This window comes from Leptospira ellinghausenii (assembly GCF_003114815.1).
Classification (GTDB): domain Bacteria; phylum Spirochaetota; class Leptospiria; order Leptospirales; family Leptospiraceae; genus Leptospira_A; species Leptospira_A ellinghausenii.
In genome coordinates, this window is the sequence record NZ_BFAZ01000008.1 from 120740 (window position 1) to 137142 (window position 16403).

Consider the following 16403-nt stretch of genomic DNA (forward strand, 5'->3'; position numbering starts at 1 on the left):
TTAAACTCCTAAATCAAACGAAGTGCCGATTCCTAAAATGGTAACATCATCCATCATAGGGGTTTTTCCCCGAAAGTTATGAAAATGTTCCATTAGCAAATTTACAGTATCAGCTAAACTTAATCCCAAACTCCTAGCAGACAAAAAACTGGAAAGCAATTTGGATTCTCCTAGAAAATTTCCACCTTCATTTTCTTGTTCCAAATACCCATCAGAAATCATAAATAATCGATCTCCAAGCCCAAATGGCACCGTATTGTCTGTATATTCTACATCCTTTTCGAGACCTAACATCAAACCAGATTCACTTAAAGCCAATATCTCTGATTGATTGAGAACATATGGTTCATTATGACCAGCGGAGGAATAAACGAGTATATTTTCTTCCAAATTCAAATCAACAATGACAGCAGTAAATTGATTCGATTTTTTTCCATAACGATCGATGAAAATCTGGTTCAATGCATACAACACATCCGATGGATTAGAAACATTGTGTTTGATATGATCATATTCTGCTTTGATTGCCATCGTAATCAGTGCTGCCTGCACCCCATGCCCAATTGCATCAGCCAAAAACAATCTGATTTTGGATTTTTCCAATCGAATAACATCAAATATGTCACCACCTACCTCAGCCATCGGTTCAAACTTGGAGGCAAAATCTAAATGTGCGATGTGTTTTAATCCAAGTGGTAAAATATTTCGCTGTATGGTTTTGGCAGTTTCCAAATCTTCTTGGATGATTTTTAAAGATTGGGTGAGTTTGGCAGTTCTTTCCTTAACCATCATCTCCAACGTTTCATTCTGTAAACGTAACTCTTTATTTTTTTGAATGAGGACTTGATTTTCCCTTTGTTCCGCATTACGAATTCTTGCCGTTAATAACTTTAAAAGAGTTAAAGTCATTTCTGGACTTGTTTGGATCAGTCTGTGAAAATCAACACGAGTTAATGTGTATAGAGTAGATGTTTCTTTTGTTGTTATGTTTACTGTCCTTGGAGCAGAATCGATGAGTGAAATCTCTCCAAAATAATCACCGGCGATCAAATCCCCTATTACCAAAATTTCTTGTTTTGTTTCGTCTAAGTATTTCCATACCTCAACGCGACCAGATTCAATAAAATAAAAGGAATCACCTAACGAATATTGTTCGATTACCAAAGTATCAGGACCAAACTCTACTTTTTTCATTTCCTTCTTTAGGAAACTTAAATCGACGTTTGGCTTTTCTTCAGGACTCATACAATTAGAGTTTTATTCTTCTTCTCGATTGACTGCTTCTATCGTAAAGGCAGGTTTACAAATCGACCAATATTCTGCATCTTCCGAAAATGGATTTGAATAACGAACTCTTGAACCTTTTTGGATTAAGATTGATTCCCCAGCGGATAAAATTAAAACTTCGCCATCAACTTCAATTTGTTTTTTGCCTTTTACCATAAGTGTCCACTCATCAAAGTTTGGTGACTGAAAAGGTTCACCCCAACCTGGAGGTGCAATCATGTGGGCAATTGATAATTCCTTTGTATTGGTCGAAGGAATTCCAAAATGTTCCTCAATTGTTTTATTCCCTGGGACAGGAATGATCGTTGGATTTTTTTGATGAAAATAACCCATACTAATTTCCAGGAAACCTGAACGAATATTTATGTTTCAGCAGGTCTTCAGTATAAGTCCATAAATTCCTTCTCACTGTTTTATCATAGGAAACAGGAGAACTATTCTTTGTTTTCTTTTTTACAAAGTATTTCCCCGAAACAGTACTTAAACTTGGTTCTGTCGCAAGGAAAATAGAAGTTTCTGCACCTTTGTCTTCCGAAATGGCAAAAATATTTTGTGCAAAGGTAATCAGTACTTTCGCAAGCCCTTCATTATTTTGTCCAAATTTAGTTTTTACAAAACCAGGGTGCAAACAGTTTACAGTAATTTTTGTTTGGTTTAGTCTTTCGGCAAGTTCATAGGTGAAATAAATGTTCATCAATTTGGATCTTTGGTATTGTTTCCAACCAGAATAATTTGATTCGCCAAATAGATCATTAAAATCCAAGGATACACCTTCATGAGCACGAGATGCAACATTGATAATACGTGCTTGGTTTGCATTCTTAAGTGAAGGCAATAATCCTAGAGCCATAATAAAATAATTTAAGTGGTTTAAAGCAAAAGTGGATTCTAAGCCTTCATTTGTAAGAGTTCGTTTGTCAAAATAGGCTCCTGCATTATTAAGCAAAACATCTATTTTTGGATGATTGTTTCGTATCGTTTCCGTTAGGGCAAAAGTTTCTTTTGCAAGGGATAAATCACAAACATAGGAGTGAGCCTTTACACCGTGAACTTGTAAACTATATACGAGCGCAGATAACTTTTCTGGATTTCGTCCAACCAGTATCAATTCATTATGAGATTTTGCAAATGAATGTGAACAAACTCTACCAATTCCATCCGTTGCACCCGTTACTAAGATAATTTGACTCATATAAGAATTTCCTCGTTTTCCTTTTTTGGGAGACTAAATTGAAAAATAGACCCTGACATTCCATCACTATCAGCTGTTAATGTTCCGCCATTAACCGTTACAAATTCCGAACACAAGAGAAGTCCAATTCCATTCCCAGTTTCCCCTTGGGTACCAACTGATTTTATCACTTCCCCTGGCTTAAACAATTTATCGATCGTAGTTTTAGACATACCAACACCGAAATCTTTAACAGAAACCATCCAATGGTAACCGGTATCAATTGCGGAAATTTCAATTTTACTATTTTGGTGACTAAATTTCAAAGCATTGGAAATTAAATTTCTTATCACAGTAATGATCATTCGATCATCACAATACACCATAGCATGATTTGGAATTTTGATTTCAAAATAAATCTCTTTATTCTTTGCACTTAAGGCAAATAAATCCAGACATTCCAAAACGATAGAATCCAATCGATAAAAATTAGGTCGAAATTCCTCTTGGCCTCGTTGTAACTTAGACCATTCCAAAAGATTTTCCAAGAGAGAAAAAACGGATTCTGTTGCATCAAGTAAAGATTGTGTCATACCTGCCAACGCATCTTCTTTTTTCTTCATATCTTCGTTTAATACTTTTAGTAACATTTTAATGCCAGCCAAAGGACCACGTAAATCATGTGAGATGATCGATAAAAAACGATCTTTAGTTCCATTGGCAACTAGTAACTCACGGTTTACGTTTGCCATTTGTTTTTCTAAATTTCTTTGTTCTGTATTATCACGGAAAACAAGAACCATCCCGATTTTTTTCCGATTCGAATCTCGAATCTGTTTAGCAGTGACTTCCCAATACTTTGAATCTTTTTCCCATATCCACTTGGTGATTGTCTTTTTACTGGATAAATTGTCCAATTTTGTAATGAGTTCTGGAGTATGTTGGAAAAAAGCTTGGTGAGGGAGTAAGGCTACATTTTTATCTTTTACACAAAATAAGTTTTCAGCCGAACTATTCCAATCTACGACTCGATGATTAAAATCTAAAATCACTACTGCTTCATCAAGTTCATCTACAATTTCACTTCTTACAAGTGGTACCAAATCAAACATTCGATAGTATCCAATTGCAAAAAATATCATTATCGCCTGCATTGTACACATAACTGCAGTTATGTTCATTCCAGGTAATGGACGAATTCCCATTTTATGTAAAATCGCGGTTACCCAAATAAACAAAAAGGATATCAGGATTAATAGATAACGGTTACGTTCTGTCGATTTTGATTGAACAATTCCCTTGATAAGGAGAATTGCGACAAATACTGACCAAAAAAAGGAAAGTAAATAAGAGGCAATAAAACCACCTAAGTTTGTTTCTTGGATCCACTGGATACGCCCATCTACATTAATGAGATAGGTATCGATTGTTAATGTTTTAAAAATAGGATCAAGTACACACACAGCCAATGTAAATAGAGGCTGAAGTAATAAGAGTACCCAGAAACGTTTTGTCAGTAAATGTTGATTGTTTGTAAACTCAATCGAGACTAATACCATACCAACATTGGCAATGGCAACGCCCATATACAAAATACTAATGAAGGTTCGGTGTAAGTTTGTACTAATGTAAACAAAATCAAGTCCATAGAATCCAGTCCAAACCATGGAACCAAATACTAAGATTAATAAATATTTTACTAAATTGAGTCGAAAGGATTTTAAAACAAATAGCCCCAATCCAAGATTGAAGCTAAATGCTAGGAAAAGAAGTACACTATATGGATGGAATTGCCACAAACTAAGTCTCGTCGTTACTTAACATTTCGCAGTTTCCATCGAAAATAACTCCATCTGCAATTTGTAATTTAGCAGTGCGAATGTTGCCTTGGACTTTTCCTGTTGATAACATCTCTAATCTTTGAGTTGCAGTCACATTTCCAATGATGGTACCACCAACGACAACGGTTCCCGCTTTGATATTTGCCTTAACACGAGCACCTTCGCTGATCACCAAGTAACCATCTGAAATGATTTCACCTGTGAAATCACCAGAGATTTGAAGTGGTTTTTTGAAAGCTAAGGTTCCGCTAAAAGCAGTTTCCTTTCCTAAGATGGTGGCAATGACTCCGTGTTCTGTGATGGTAGGTTGCATTTCTTTTTTTGACATAGTTCCTATTTCGTTTTCATGTTATACACTCCATCCCAATCATCAGGAGGAGGATCTGCGATGTAATCATCACAACGTTCAATATAAAGTTTGGAAGGACCGTCTCCAGGATGGATCGCTAATGCTTTTTTGAATTCTTCTTTTGCTTCTGCAAATTTACGAGATTTGTACAAAGTAAGTCCTTGGTTGTAATGCACAAGCACTGACTTCATTTTATCACTAACGATCATTTGAGCTCCTTATAGAATACGACAACGGCGGTTGAATAGTGGTCAGCATGGCTAATGGACACCGAACTACCCGTAAATCCTTTCTCACGGAAAAACTTCTCAGTTTTCCCATGGATGACTAGCGTTTTTTTCCCAAAATTGGTTCCCGCCAGCTCAATCTCGCGCATATCGGCAACCTCACCTGGTTCTAAGTTCAAGGCTTTGATGACCGCTTCTTTACAAGCAAACCTTCCAGCAAGAAAAGGCACGGGGTCTTTGTGTTTGTGACAGTATTCGACCTCTTCATCGGTGAATATTCGTTTCAAAAACCGATCCCCATGTTTTTGTAATAATTCTCGAATTCGTTCGTTTTCGACAATGTCGTTCCCGACTGATAACATAAGTAGATTTATTTACGCCGAAGTTCCATGAGTCGAGCAAATAATCGATTGTTTTCCTTGTGGTAAGGCCGTCTCAACTTCACACGCTCCGAATAATCAAAGGCAGCTCCAAAATCTCCATTGGCAAACAAGGCCTCTGCGATATAAAACAATGTCAAACTATCAGATGGATTTTTTTGTATGTAAGTAACTGCAAACTGTAATGGGAAAATAGACATCCTATGCTCAGTGTATAGATAAATTTTCTGAAAGGAGAGAGGTGCTTCGTGGATATTTGGATAATGTGATGATATCATTTTTTCAACGTCGACCCAAAGTTTTTGTTTGTACAAAGTCAGAGCTCGCAAATAAACAATGTGTTTTGGATGGGATTTTGGTATGTTAATTTCTGAACCGACGCCAGTATACTCAACACGTATCAAAGATAGGTCGTCGATTAACTCTCCTTGTTTTTTAATCGCATCTCGAATTAAATTTAAATCTCCCATCCCTTCTTTGGCAGTTTTTAAAAACAATTCATCATCTTCATTCACTTCCATTTCTTGTTCAGATCCAACCAGAATATCATCTCTTCCGTCTGAGCCAATGAGCAGGATGTCTCCCTTTTCCATTTGAAAAGTATTAATTTGAAGATTTTTCTTTGAAGCAAGTAAACCAAGTTTCGCACAAACATAGTTATGAGGTAGGAAAAATGTTTTATGATTTCGATAGATCACAGGTCGAGGATGTTCCGCATTCAAAAAATAGAAAAATCCTGTTTCATCATCTATCAAACAAAGAAACATCGAGATCAACATGGAACCATCAAACGTTACTAACGTGTTGTGTAATTCAAAGTAGGCACTACTTACCCACTTTTCAGGAGTCATATCCTTTGATTCTTCAGATTGTCCATTTCGTTTGATGATTGCTTCAAATACCGATCCAATGACAAGGGCCCCACTTGCTCCTTGCATAGACTTGCCCATAGCATCTCCGTTCAATACCACAATGTATTTTTTGTTTTGCAATTGAATGGAGGAAGACACACATAAATCTCCACCAATTTCAGAATTCCATTGTTTATAACTAAACTTTTTCTTTTGTTCGGTTAAGAACTGGATATTCATATTTGATGATTCAGCATGATTTTGTGTTAATGGTTCAATCAACAAGGAAGCGAGAAAATAATCACCATCCTGTTGTTCTTTTAGTCCTTTAACTTCCGTTAAAGCTGAATTCAACTCTTTTGTCCTTTCATCAACTTTCTGCTCCAAGTTTGTGTAAAGTAAAGAGTTCTCTATCGAAACAGCAATTTGAGATGAAAGAATTTTTAGAATTTCGACTCTACCTGGTGTAAATGCGTCTGTCGTTAAATTATTTTCTAGATATACAATTCCTACTACAATGCCATGGCTCAAAATTGGATAACATAATAATGATTTTGGTAAATACGATTTCACATATGGGTCGTTTTTAAACTCACCTTCTCTTGCTGCATCACCACAAATGACAACAACTCCCGTTCGGGCCACATAACCAATAATTTGTGATGGAATCTTATTTTGGCGAATTGTTGTAATCGCTTGAGAAAAATCTAATTCAAAAGGAGAATCCGAATAAACAGAAACAGATTCTGTTTCTAAGTTGGATTCCGCAATCACTTGCCATTTTGTATCAAAATTCAGAATAAAATAGCCACGTTCTGCACCAGCATTTTCAAGGATAATCTTCATCATCTTTTCTAATAAACGATTAAGTTGTATTTCACCTGAAATCGTTTGAGATGCTTTGATGACAGTATTGATATCTAAACTTGATCCTACATCTCCAAAAATATCTTTTGTTGTACTAAATAAGGAAACGTTATCTGTAGAATCTGTTCTAAAATTCCTTCCTATGTATTTCTTTAAAGAAATATGATCTGCTTCTAACTGTTTGACCTTGGAAATAAAACCGTATTTGCCATAACGATAATGCGCTTCCACAAGGTGTAGATTACTATATTGATCAAAACCAGTTTCTCTCCACATTCTGACCAATATCTCATTTCCGATTGCTTCTTCTAAGATATATCCAGATTCTCTAGCTGAAGTAATTGCTGCTTTACAAGTTACCACAGCTTCCGATATTTTGTTTGATAAGTATAACTCAATTGCAGAAATAATTTCATATTTATGACCAAAGTTATCCGGAGAATTTTTTGCCCAAACCTTCAATCGTTTTGAAAATGTTTTTAAGCGTTTCAATAAAATGTTTCGATTGTTTGATTCCGAGTATTTAGGATTTGATAATATTTCGTAAACAACGAGTGCTCCTAAAAAAACATGTTCAGGAACAAACATCATAGCGAACACTCCACCCTCTAATCCATCTAATTTGAGTGAAAATTGATAAGCCTTTTCTATATCTCCTAGAAAGTATTCCAACCTAAGTTTACATAAATAATAATCAAATAATGCATTTGTGTTCCCATATGTTTCCCATTCTTTGACATTTTCTGATTCTAAGAAATAGCGACCTTCCAAACTCAATGGATCGGAAGTTTCACCTCGCATATTTTCAACCATTTGCATATTCAAACGATGAACTTGGTAAGCATGGTGTTGCCTCAAACTTAGGAGTGAGGCATCATAACGAAGTTGGCTTTTGTATAAATCATCCAAGTTTTCTCGGTATAATAATCCTTGGAAATGGATGTTATTTAAAGAATAGGATGCATACTGTAGATCACCAGTTTCCATACCCGCAAGGAAACTATCCCAAAAAATATTTTTACCTTCCTTTGCATGATTTTTCCAAGGTAGAATCATACAAGCATACATAAATAAAGTTCTACATTTAAATGATTTGGCATCCAGTACATCAATTAATTTGATTCCTAACTTACCAAACTTATCTCCGGAATCATAATCACCAAGGCCAGATCCTTGGATCATACCCATTGCAGAAAAACCAAATGCACTCAGCTCACAAAGGCCATATAACAAAGTATAATTGACCATTTTGAGAACAATCACTGGAAATAGGTTTGGATCTGCTAAAAAAGATGGTGCGATACAAGCATTGAGTAAGCGCATAATAGCCAAATACTTAGGGTCTGTTGCAATTGGCAAAAATTCCAATTCTTCAATCGGTTTTCTTCCCAATCGAAATTTGAATTTTACGATTTCTTTTAATGGTGACAGAGCAGATGCGTTTTTAGGTAACCTAACGCCCAGTAACCTAAGCGCTTGCTTTAAGGTAACCAAAACTTCTTTCATTTTATTTTGAGTGACAAGCATTGAAGTCTGTAACTCATAAACTAAAATTTTATCTAAATCTGTTTTTGCATGTTTTAGAATATGATTGAAACTTTTTTCAGCTTTTTCAAAATTTTTAGACAGGTAAGCCGATCTTGCGTAAGCTAAATGAAGTTTGAGTGTGCTTTCATATTGAAAATTCCACTCTTCTTCTACCATCAATCCAACCATACGTTCAAAAAAGCTGAATGCTGCATCATATGCAGATGAATTGAGAGCCTTAAAACCTGCTCTCTCATTTAAGGTACGTAATTGAACCAATTCTTGGTCTTTTGTAATTTGTGAGGCACCTAAATTGAGTTGGTTTACAATCGTGAATAAATGATCATCTAATTTGTATTTATAAAGAATTGATAAATACGTTTTTCCAATTTTGTAATGTAACTTCGATTTTTCTTCAGGAGAAATGATTTTATAGATCGCTTCTCTGATTTTATCATGAGTAAAATTAGCATCATCCAATCCTAAAATCAGGAATTCTTCGTTTGCCAACGCAACCAAATCCATAGATGCCACGTGAAAAGGTCTCTCAGCAATCGTCGCATAAATATCGTGGCGAAACCAGTTTCCTATACATGCAGTTAATTTTAATGCTTCGATTAATTCCGGGGGTTGTAGGTAAATCTTATCGATGATCAAATCAATTACATTTTCGGAAATATTAACTGTATTGATTTTTTCCTTATCCCAAACCCATCGATTTTCGGAAAATTGGATAAAAGATCTTTCATAAAGATTCTTAAACATCTCATTTACGTGAAAAGGATTCCCCTTGGTTTTTTTCCAAATGATTTCCGAAATCCCTTTGATTTCTGATTCAGGTAAAGACAATGTATCGGATACAAGAATCGAAATATCAGATTCTGTTAGTGGTTCTAATCGAATTTCAGTGATGGAAGTTTTAGTTTCCCGAAGTTCTTCCAACATCCGAAAAAATGGATCAGTAGGACTTACTTCATTATCTCGGTATGATAAGATGATAAAAAAATAGGAGATTTCAGGATCGGTGATTGCTTCTTTTAATAAAAGTATACTTGAAGAATCTGCCCACTGTAAATCATCTAAAAACATAACGACAGGGTGTTCTTTCGTACACACTGTTCGCAAAAATTTTCTAAAAACCAGATGAAATCGATTTTCTGTTTCTACCGTATCCAATTCTGGAGGAGTTTCTACTTCTCCCAATAATTGGGCAAGTTCAGGCACTACATCGATGATCAGTTTTGCATTTGCACCTAAGGTTTGGGTTAAGATTTTTTTCCATTCTTTGACAGAAGTTTCATTCTCAGATAACAACTGCTTTACTAATCCTTGCAATGCAAGATTGATTGCGCGATAAGGGATCGATTTTTTATATAAATCAAATTTACCCGTTGTAAAGTAGGCTCTTTCAATTGTAACTGGTTTTTGGATTTCATTAATTAAAGCTGACTTCCCTATACCAGAACGTCCTGAAATTAAGAAGGTTTCTATTTTACCTTCCGTTGCATTTAGAAATTTTTCTTCAAAAGTTTTAAGTTGTGACTCTCTACCGTATAACTTTTTTGGAATTTGGAAACGAGAAGATTTATCATTTTTTGCCAACTCCATTTGAAAGGAATCTAAATCTTCTTTTCCATTTTCTAATAAGACAGATTGAATGGTGATCAAATCTGATAATAATCCAGTTGCAGTTTGGTATCTATCTTCTGGATTTTTTTCCAAAAGTTTCATGATTAAATCTGATAAGATTTTCGGAGCATTACTCCTTTCCTTGGGAGGTAAAGGGATCCTAGCTAAATGTGCGTGGACCATCTCCAAACTATCAGTGTATAAAAATGGTAGTTCTCCTGTGATGAGTTGGTATAAGGTAACCCCTAGCGAATAAAAGTCAGTGCGATAGTCAACAGTCCGGTTCATTCTCCCAGTTTGTTCAGGAGAAATATGTGCTAGTGTTCCTGTTAAATTTTGGTTCATCGGAAGATAAAAACTTCTATGAGTTAACATAGTTGCGGAACCAAAATCAATTATCTTCAATTCACCAGTTTCAGGATGATAAATGATATTCTGTGCTTTGATATCGTTATGGACTACTTTCGCTTTATGGATGTCCGAAAGTGCTCTACAAATCTCAATTGAGATATTTAAAAAAGTCTGGAGATTACTATATTTTCCACTTAATTGAAGTTTAGCGAGATCGGTATATTCGATATGAGGAAAAACAATCGCAACTGTGTTTTGGTATGATTCAAAACTTAATGGTTTTAATGTGTAGTTTGAATCAATCGATTTAAGAATTTCAAATTCATTTTTAAACTTTGTAATTTCGTGATTATCAGGATAGTCTCTGTTTAATAGTTTCACAACCACTGGAGATTTTTTTTCATCTTCTCCAATATAGACAGAACTCCTTTTCCCCAAATGGAGTTCTTTTGTTACTTTGTATTTTCCTATCGTAAACAAATAAAATCCTTATCTAGCAGTTTTCCCGCCATCCACTGGGATAACAGCACCAGTAATGAAGGCAGCTCCTTCACCAGACAACCATACACAAGTTTTGGCTACTTCTTCAGGAGTTGCCATCCGACCTAAGGCATAAGATTTCATTCTTTCTTTTTTAACTTCTTCTGGATTCGGTACATTTGCATAAAATACATCGTCCATTTCAGTTTGAATTCCACCTGGACAAAGCGCAATGACTCGAATCCCTTGTGCCCCATATTCTAAAGCTGCAGATTTAGTCAGTCCTATGATTCCATGTTTTGACATTGAGTAAGGGCCGGCTTTTTCTTTTCCACGTAAACCTAATGCTGAAGAAACATTGATGATCGCACCACCATTTCCTTGTTTGATAAACTGCTTTAATTCAAATTGCATTGATAAAAACGTACCTTTTAGATTTACATCCATAACGGAATCAAAAATATCTAATGGATAATCAGCTGTCGTTTTAAGGACTCCGGAAATCCCTGCGTTATTGACTGCTACATCTATTTGGCTATATTTTTCTACGATGGTTTCTACAAAATTACGAACTGCTTCCGATTGTGTGACATCACATTTGAAAAATATACCTTCCCCGCCTTGTATTTCAAGTAAAGCAAGAGTATCTTCCCCTTCTTGTTTCCTGCGTCCACAAAAACCAACCACATAACCAGCGTTTGCAAATTCTAAAACAATCGCTCTACCTAATCCGGAAGTTCCACCAGTAACTAATGCTACTTTTTTCTTTTTCATTGGATTTCCCTATCTTCTATCAATCTTCCATACCGATTGATTGCTTCCTTTACATTTGCCTTGTCTAGATCAGATATTTCTTCAAAACGAAATCCAGCAAAAAACATATCTTCATTATTATCGTCTTCTTTTACCCATAATAAAATACAAGTTCCGTGTACGAAACCAACAATATCAAAATGCATAAAAAATTCTAGTTGTTGCTCGGTGGACAATGTTCCCGGATGGATTCCTGAGCAGCGCACCATAAATCCAGAATTTGATATATTTTCGATTGTTGAAACAATATTCCTTCCATTTTCTCGAATGGAAATGTTGTTCTTAAAACGATCCAAAATCCGAAACCTTGGATCAATTTCATACACTTCTTCCTGCGTGCTTTTTAAGCGTTTGTAAACCTTTAGAGGCAAAATACTCGCAGCCATTTCAATTTTTGTAATTTCTTGGTTCTCTTGGTAGGCCGTAATGGCGAGTTTTGAGTAGTTCCAATACCCAGATTTACTGTATTTAACTTCTTTTGCTTTGACTCTAAGTTTAATCGGCATATTCATTTTTGCATATTGCAAAAACTCAGAATTTAAATATAACAATAAAAAGGTGACATCTTCAAAAGGGACTTTCCCAAACATATGATTACATGCAATTCCCAATTGCCTCGCCGCTTCTACAATTTGCATTCCTGAAATGTGTTTTAGATTGGGAGGTGAATAGTATTTATGAGTTGGTGGGACGTACAAATTTGCAAAAAAAGTGTCCCTCTTTGGAATCTCAGGGAATCTTTCAAAGATTGCAGAGATCATCGATTTTTCTACATTGCCTACATAATAATCTCTGCGTTTGACAAGTTGTAAAATTTTAATCTCATCAGCTTCTGTCACCTGGTCATTTAGTACATATTGTTCGATTTCTGTATCAAAATGATAAAATTGGCTTAAGAATTCTCTACCTGAATCATCTATATTCGCTTCATTTAAAATACGATCTGCTGATTCTTTGCGTATCCGAGAAGGAATAGTTTTTAATTGATAATAACTCCCCGATGCATCAGTTCTCTTAATGTAATAGAATAAAAGAAATTCCTTTTCCTCTTCGTTCAGTTTTGGTAAGACATCATTTTCCATAAGGTCTGCCAAAATCAACCGAGGCAGAGCTCTTCTTATATTGGAAACAAAACTATCTTCTTGGAAATATGTGCGTGTGTAACGTTTATCGAGAGGTAAAACAGTGGGGAGTTCTTCTTTTTCGGAAACCTTCATTTGTATCAACCAGGAATCTACTTTAGGATTAGTCCGTAGATTCCAATGGGATACCTTTCAAGGCAAGTAATTTAACATTGATTTGTCAAAATTATGGTAAATTCACCTAACGACAGTTACAGAACATGGTGCATAATGTACAACTCTATCGGAGACACTTCCCATGATGAATCTGCCTAAAATTCCATGGCCACGGCTTCCAATCACAATCAAATCTACTTTTTCTTTTTCCGCTAATTTACAAATTTCTTCAGCAGGGTATCCTTCTAAAACCACGCGGTTCCATTTCACAGTTGTCTCATCTAAGATTGGATGGATTTTTTCAAATCGTTGTTCCGAGATCCATTTGACTCGATCCTTTCCAGGAGGTGCAGCATCGTAATAACCAGGGAGTGGTCCAAAATCCTCTATGACTTCTACAACATAACAAATTGCATTACTTGCCTTGGCTAATGCCAATCCAAATTCTAAGGCCTTTGCTGAACTTGGTGAACCATCAATGGGGATGATCAGTTTTTGTATTAATTTTTCCATACCATAATCCTAGCACGATCTTTGAGGATAAGAAAGTGAATTTCCTTTGATAATTATCATATTGGTATGTATGTTTCCTTTAGAACCTGAAAATCATATCGCATAGACCATCCACCGAAAAAGGTGTGAAATTATTTTTTTCGACCATCATCTTCTTTTGTGAGATAATAAGCGACAAGGATGGGAATAGTCGTGACTAAAATCACAAATACAGCTACCACATTGGTCACTGGCCTTTGTCTTGGACGAATAAACTCAGTTAGCATCCAGATGGGTACGGTTGATTGTTGACCAGCTGTAAATGTTGTTACAATCACTTCATCAAATGACAAAGCAAAGGATAACATTCCTCCTGCAAGTAATGCAGTTGCAATATTTGGTAGTATCACAAAACGAAATGTTTGCCATGGGTTTGCACCTAAATCCATTGATGCTTCCACCATAGAATGAGAACTCCTTCGTAATCTAGCAAGAACGTTATTGTAAACGGTTACGATACAAAAGGTAGCATGTGCAATGACAATGGTCCAAGTGCTAAACGGAATGCCAAATAGAGACATAGCAGATCGAAGGGAAATTCCTGTGACAATGCCTGGGAGAGCAATGGGTAAAATCACAAGAAAGGAAATGATTTCTTTTCCAAAAAATTGGCTTCGGTATACAGCAAGGCTTGCCAATGTTCCTAGTAGGATCGCAATGAATGTGGAAATGAATGCAACTTGGGAAGAGAGTATTATCGCTTCCCAGATATCATTTCGTTCCCATGCTACACCAAACCACTTCGTTGTGAATCCTGGTAGAGGAAATTGAAACGTTTTTTCATCTGTCGAAAATGCATACATGATGATGATGAGTATGGGTATATGGATGAAGAAAAAACCGAAGAGTGTTGCCGTTTTTAATCCAATAGATCCTAAGTTCCATTTAGAGCGCATCAAATGCTCCTAATCGTTTAGCAATTGTTAAATACACCATCATAATTACAATGGGAACCACAGAAAATGCAGCAGCAAGTGGAATGTTCCCAGCAGTTCCTTGGTGGGTGTAAACAGCCATCCCGATAAAATAACTCGAATTCCCGATAATTGTAGGAATGATATAATCACCGAGTGTTAATGAAAATGTAAAAATAGAACCAGCTACGACACCAGGGAAGGCCAAAGGTAAAATGACTTTGCGAAAGGTTTGTGCCGGTCCTCCTCCTAAATCAGAGGAAGCTTCTAAAAGTGTTTTTGGAATTCTTTCTAAAGATGCTTGGATGGGTAAAATCATGTACGGCAACCAGATGTATACGAATACCAAAAACATACCGATATAAGAAAATGATAAGGAAGTGCCTCCGATCACTGGGATGGACAGTACAACATCTAATAAGTGTAGTAATCCTAGTTGGTCCAAACACCAGGTAAGGATACCTTCTTTGGCCATGATGAGTTTCCATGAATACACTTTTACAAGGTAACTGGACCATAAAGGCAACATAACACCCAAATACAAAATTGGTTTTAGTTTGGGTCCAGCATTCATTGCCATATAATAAGCAATTGGGAACGCAATGATCGCACTCACTACAGTGACAGTGAATGCCATTGTAGTTGTACGGATGATAATATCCCAATTGGTACTCTGACGGAATAAATCATAATAGGATTCAAATGTGAATTCTCGTTTGATGACACCCGAAAAGGAATCAACAGAGAAAAAACTTTGGATGAGAAGAGTAAACAAAGAACCTAAATAAACAACACCAAGCCAAACAAGCAGAGGTGATAATAACAAAAAAAGTGCCAGACTTTTTCTGTAAAATAAAAACGTGATGAATCTATCCATAACATTCGTCATAATGATTCCCTTATAACAAATGCATGTCGGAATCTTTCCAACCTACTAAAACTTCTGAACCAACTGCTATATGGTCTGCAGATATTTTTAAGTTTTGAGTGGAGGCAATGATCCGAGATCCATTAGGAGTTTCAAAATGCATTTTGGATGTTGCACCTGAGTATACTTGGCTTTTTAAAATTGCTTTGAATGTTCTATATCCAGACGAATGGTTGTCCTCTTTTGCATTTGCAAAAACATGGACTCGTTCCGGGCGAATCATTATCTTACCTTCATGGCCTGTGAGTCGTTTTGTTTCCTCAACAGATAAAATATTGGAAGTTCCAACAAAGTTGGCAACAAACTCTGTTTTCGGGCGGTTGTACAACTCTTCTGGAGTTGCAATTTGTTCCACCTTACCTTTATTAAAGACAGCAATTCGATCGGACATTGAAAGTGCTTCTTCTTGGTCGTGGGTCACAAAAATAAATGTGATCCCTACTTCTTTTTGAATGGCTTTAAGCTCCAACTGCATTTCTTCTCGCAGTTTTAAATCTAGAGCCCCCAATGGTTCATCTAACAACAGTACACCTGGACGATTGATGAGTGCCCTTGCGAGTGCAATCCGTTGTCTTTGCCCTCCTGATAATTCTGATGGTTTTCGATTTCCCACATCGGGAAGGCGAACCATCGCTAGCATTTCAGAAACTCGTTTAGAAATTTCGGCACTTGGAAGTTTTTTAATTTTTAATCCATACCCCACATTTTCAGCAACAGACATATGTGGAAACAAGGCATAATCTTGGAAGACAGTATTGACATTTCTTTTGTAAGGAGGGATGCCCGTGACATCAACTCCTTCCAAAAGAACCCTTCCTGAACTAGTATCTTGAAAACCCGCCACCATTCGGAGGCAGGTAGTTTTACCAGACCCAGAAGGGCCTAACATCGAAAAAAACTCACCTTTTTTAATCCCAAAGGAGACATCATCTACCGCTATGAATTGGTCGAATTTCCTCGTTACATTTTGAAACTCAACATCGTAAACTTGGTCCATT

Annotated in this window: 14 protein-coding genes; all 14 read right to left on the reverse strand. The window is 36.2% G+C overall.

Annotation, left to right across the window (positions count from 1 at the left end; all coding sequences use genetic code 11):
• The 14 genes from DI076_RS07760 to DI076_RS07825 all read right to left on the reverse strand — a co-directional run bounded on the left by DI076_RS07760 (position 1) and on the right by DI076_RS07825 (position 16402).
• A complete protein-coding gene (locus DI076_RS07760; protein WP_108959370.1) occupies positions 1-1245 on the reverse strand; it encodes a PP2C family protein-serine/threonine phosphatase in 1245 nt (414 codons plus the stop codon).
• A gap of 12 nt (positions 1246-1257) precedes the next feature.
• Positions 1258-1620: a cupin domain-containing protein gene (locus tag DI076_RS07765; protein WP_108959371.1), complete on the reverse strand. Its 363-nt coding sequence runs from the start codon at positions 1618-1620 to the stop codon at positions 1258-1260.
• A 1-nt stretch (position 1621) separates the two neighbouring features.
• On the reverse strand, positions 1622-2479 hold the full coding sequence (locus DI076_RS07770) for an SDR family NAD(P)-dependent oxidoreductase (protein ID WP_108959372.1): 858 nt from the start codon (positions 2477-2479) through the stop codon (positions 1622-1624).
• Positions 2476-4257, reverse strand: a complete 1782-nt coding sequence (locus tag DI076_RS07775) for a sensor histidine kinase (protein ID WP_108959373.1) — start codon at positions 4255-4257, stop codon at positions 2476-2478. The genes DI076_RS07770 and DI076_RS07775 overlap by 4 nt, the downstream gene beginning before the upstream one ends.
• A gap of 1 nt (position 4258) precedes the next feature.
• Positions 4259-4627 carry a bactofilin family protein gene (locus DI076_RS07780; protein ID WP_100717662.1) on the reverse strand — a complete coding sequence of 123 codons (369 nt, stop codon included), beginning with the start codon at positions 4625-4627 and terminating at the stop codon, positions 4259-4261.
• A gap of 5 nt (positions 4628-4632) precedes the next feature.
• Positions 4633-4854: a tetratricopeptide repeat protein gene (locus tag DI076_RS07785; protein ID WP_174705039.1), complete on the reverse strand. Its 222-nt coding sequence runs from the start codon at positions 4852-4854 to the stop codon at positions 4633-4635.
• Complete coding sequence (acpS, locus tag DI076_RS07790) at positions 4854-5237, reverse strand: holo-ACP synthase (protein ID WP_108959375.1); 384 nt, start codon at positions 5235-5237, stop codon at positions 4854-4856. The genes DI076_RS07785 and acpS overlap by 1 nt, the downstream gene beginning before the upstream one ends.
• 8 nt (positions 5238-5245) lie before the next feature.
• A complete protein-coding gene (locus tag DI076_RS07795) occupies positions 5246-10960 on the reverse strand; it encodes a protein kinase domain-containing protein (protein ID WP_108959376.1) in 5715 nt (1904 codons plus the stop codon).
• A 9-nt stretch (positions 10961-10969) separates the two neighbouring features.
• Complete coding sequence (locus DI076_RS07800; protein ID WP_108959377.1) at positions 10970-11734, reverse strand: SDR family NAD(P)-dependent oxidoreductase; 765 nt, start codon at positions 11732-11734, stop codon at positions 10970-10972.
• The gene (locus DI076_RS07805) at positions 11731-12990 is read right to left on the reverse strand and encodes an AfsA-related hotdog domain-containing protein (protein ID WP_108959378.1); all 1260 of its coding nucleotides are present in this window, start codon (positions 12988-12990) and stop codon (positions 11731-11733) included. The genes DI076_RS07800 and DI076_RS07805 overlap by 4 nt, the downstream gene beginning before the upstream one ends.
• 102 nt (positions 12991-13092) lie before the next feature.
• A complete protein-coding gene (locus tag DI076_RS07810) occupies positions 13093-13524 on the reverse strand; it encodes a universal stress protein (RefSeq protein WP_100717656.1) in 432 nt (143 codons plus the stop codon).
• A gap of 131 nt (positions 13525-13655) precedes the next feature.
• Complete coding sequence (locus DI076_RS07815) at positions 13656-14459, reverse strand: ABC transporter permease (protein ID WP_108959379.1); 804 nt, start codon at positions 14457-14459, stop codon at positions 13656-13658.
• Entirely contained in the window at positions 14449-15366 is a 918-nt protein-coding gene (locus DI076_RS07820) for an ABC transporter permease (RefSeq protein ID WP_108959380.1), read from the reverse strand. The genes DI076_RS07815 and DI076_RS07820 overlap by 11 nt, the downstream gene beginning before the upstream one ends.
• A 10-nt stretch (positions 15367-15376) precedes the next feature.
• Positions 15377-16402: an ABC transporter ATP-binding protein gene (locus DI076_RS07825; protein WP_108959381.1), complete on the reverse strand. Its 1026-nt coding sequence runs from the start codon at positions 16400-16402 to the stop codon at positions 15377-15379.
• Position 16403: the final 1 nt, after the last annotated feature.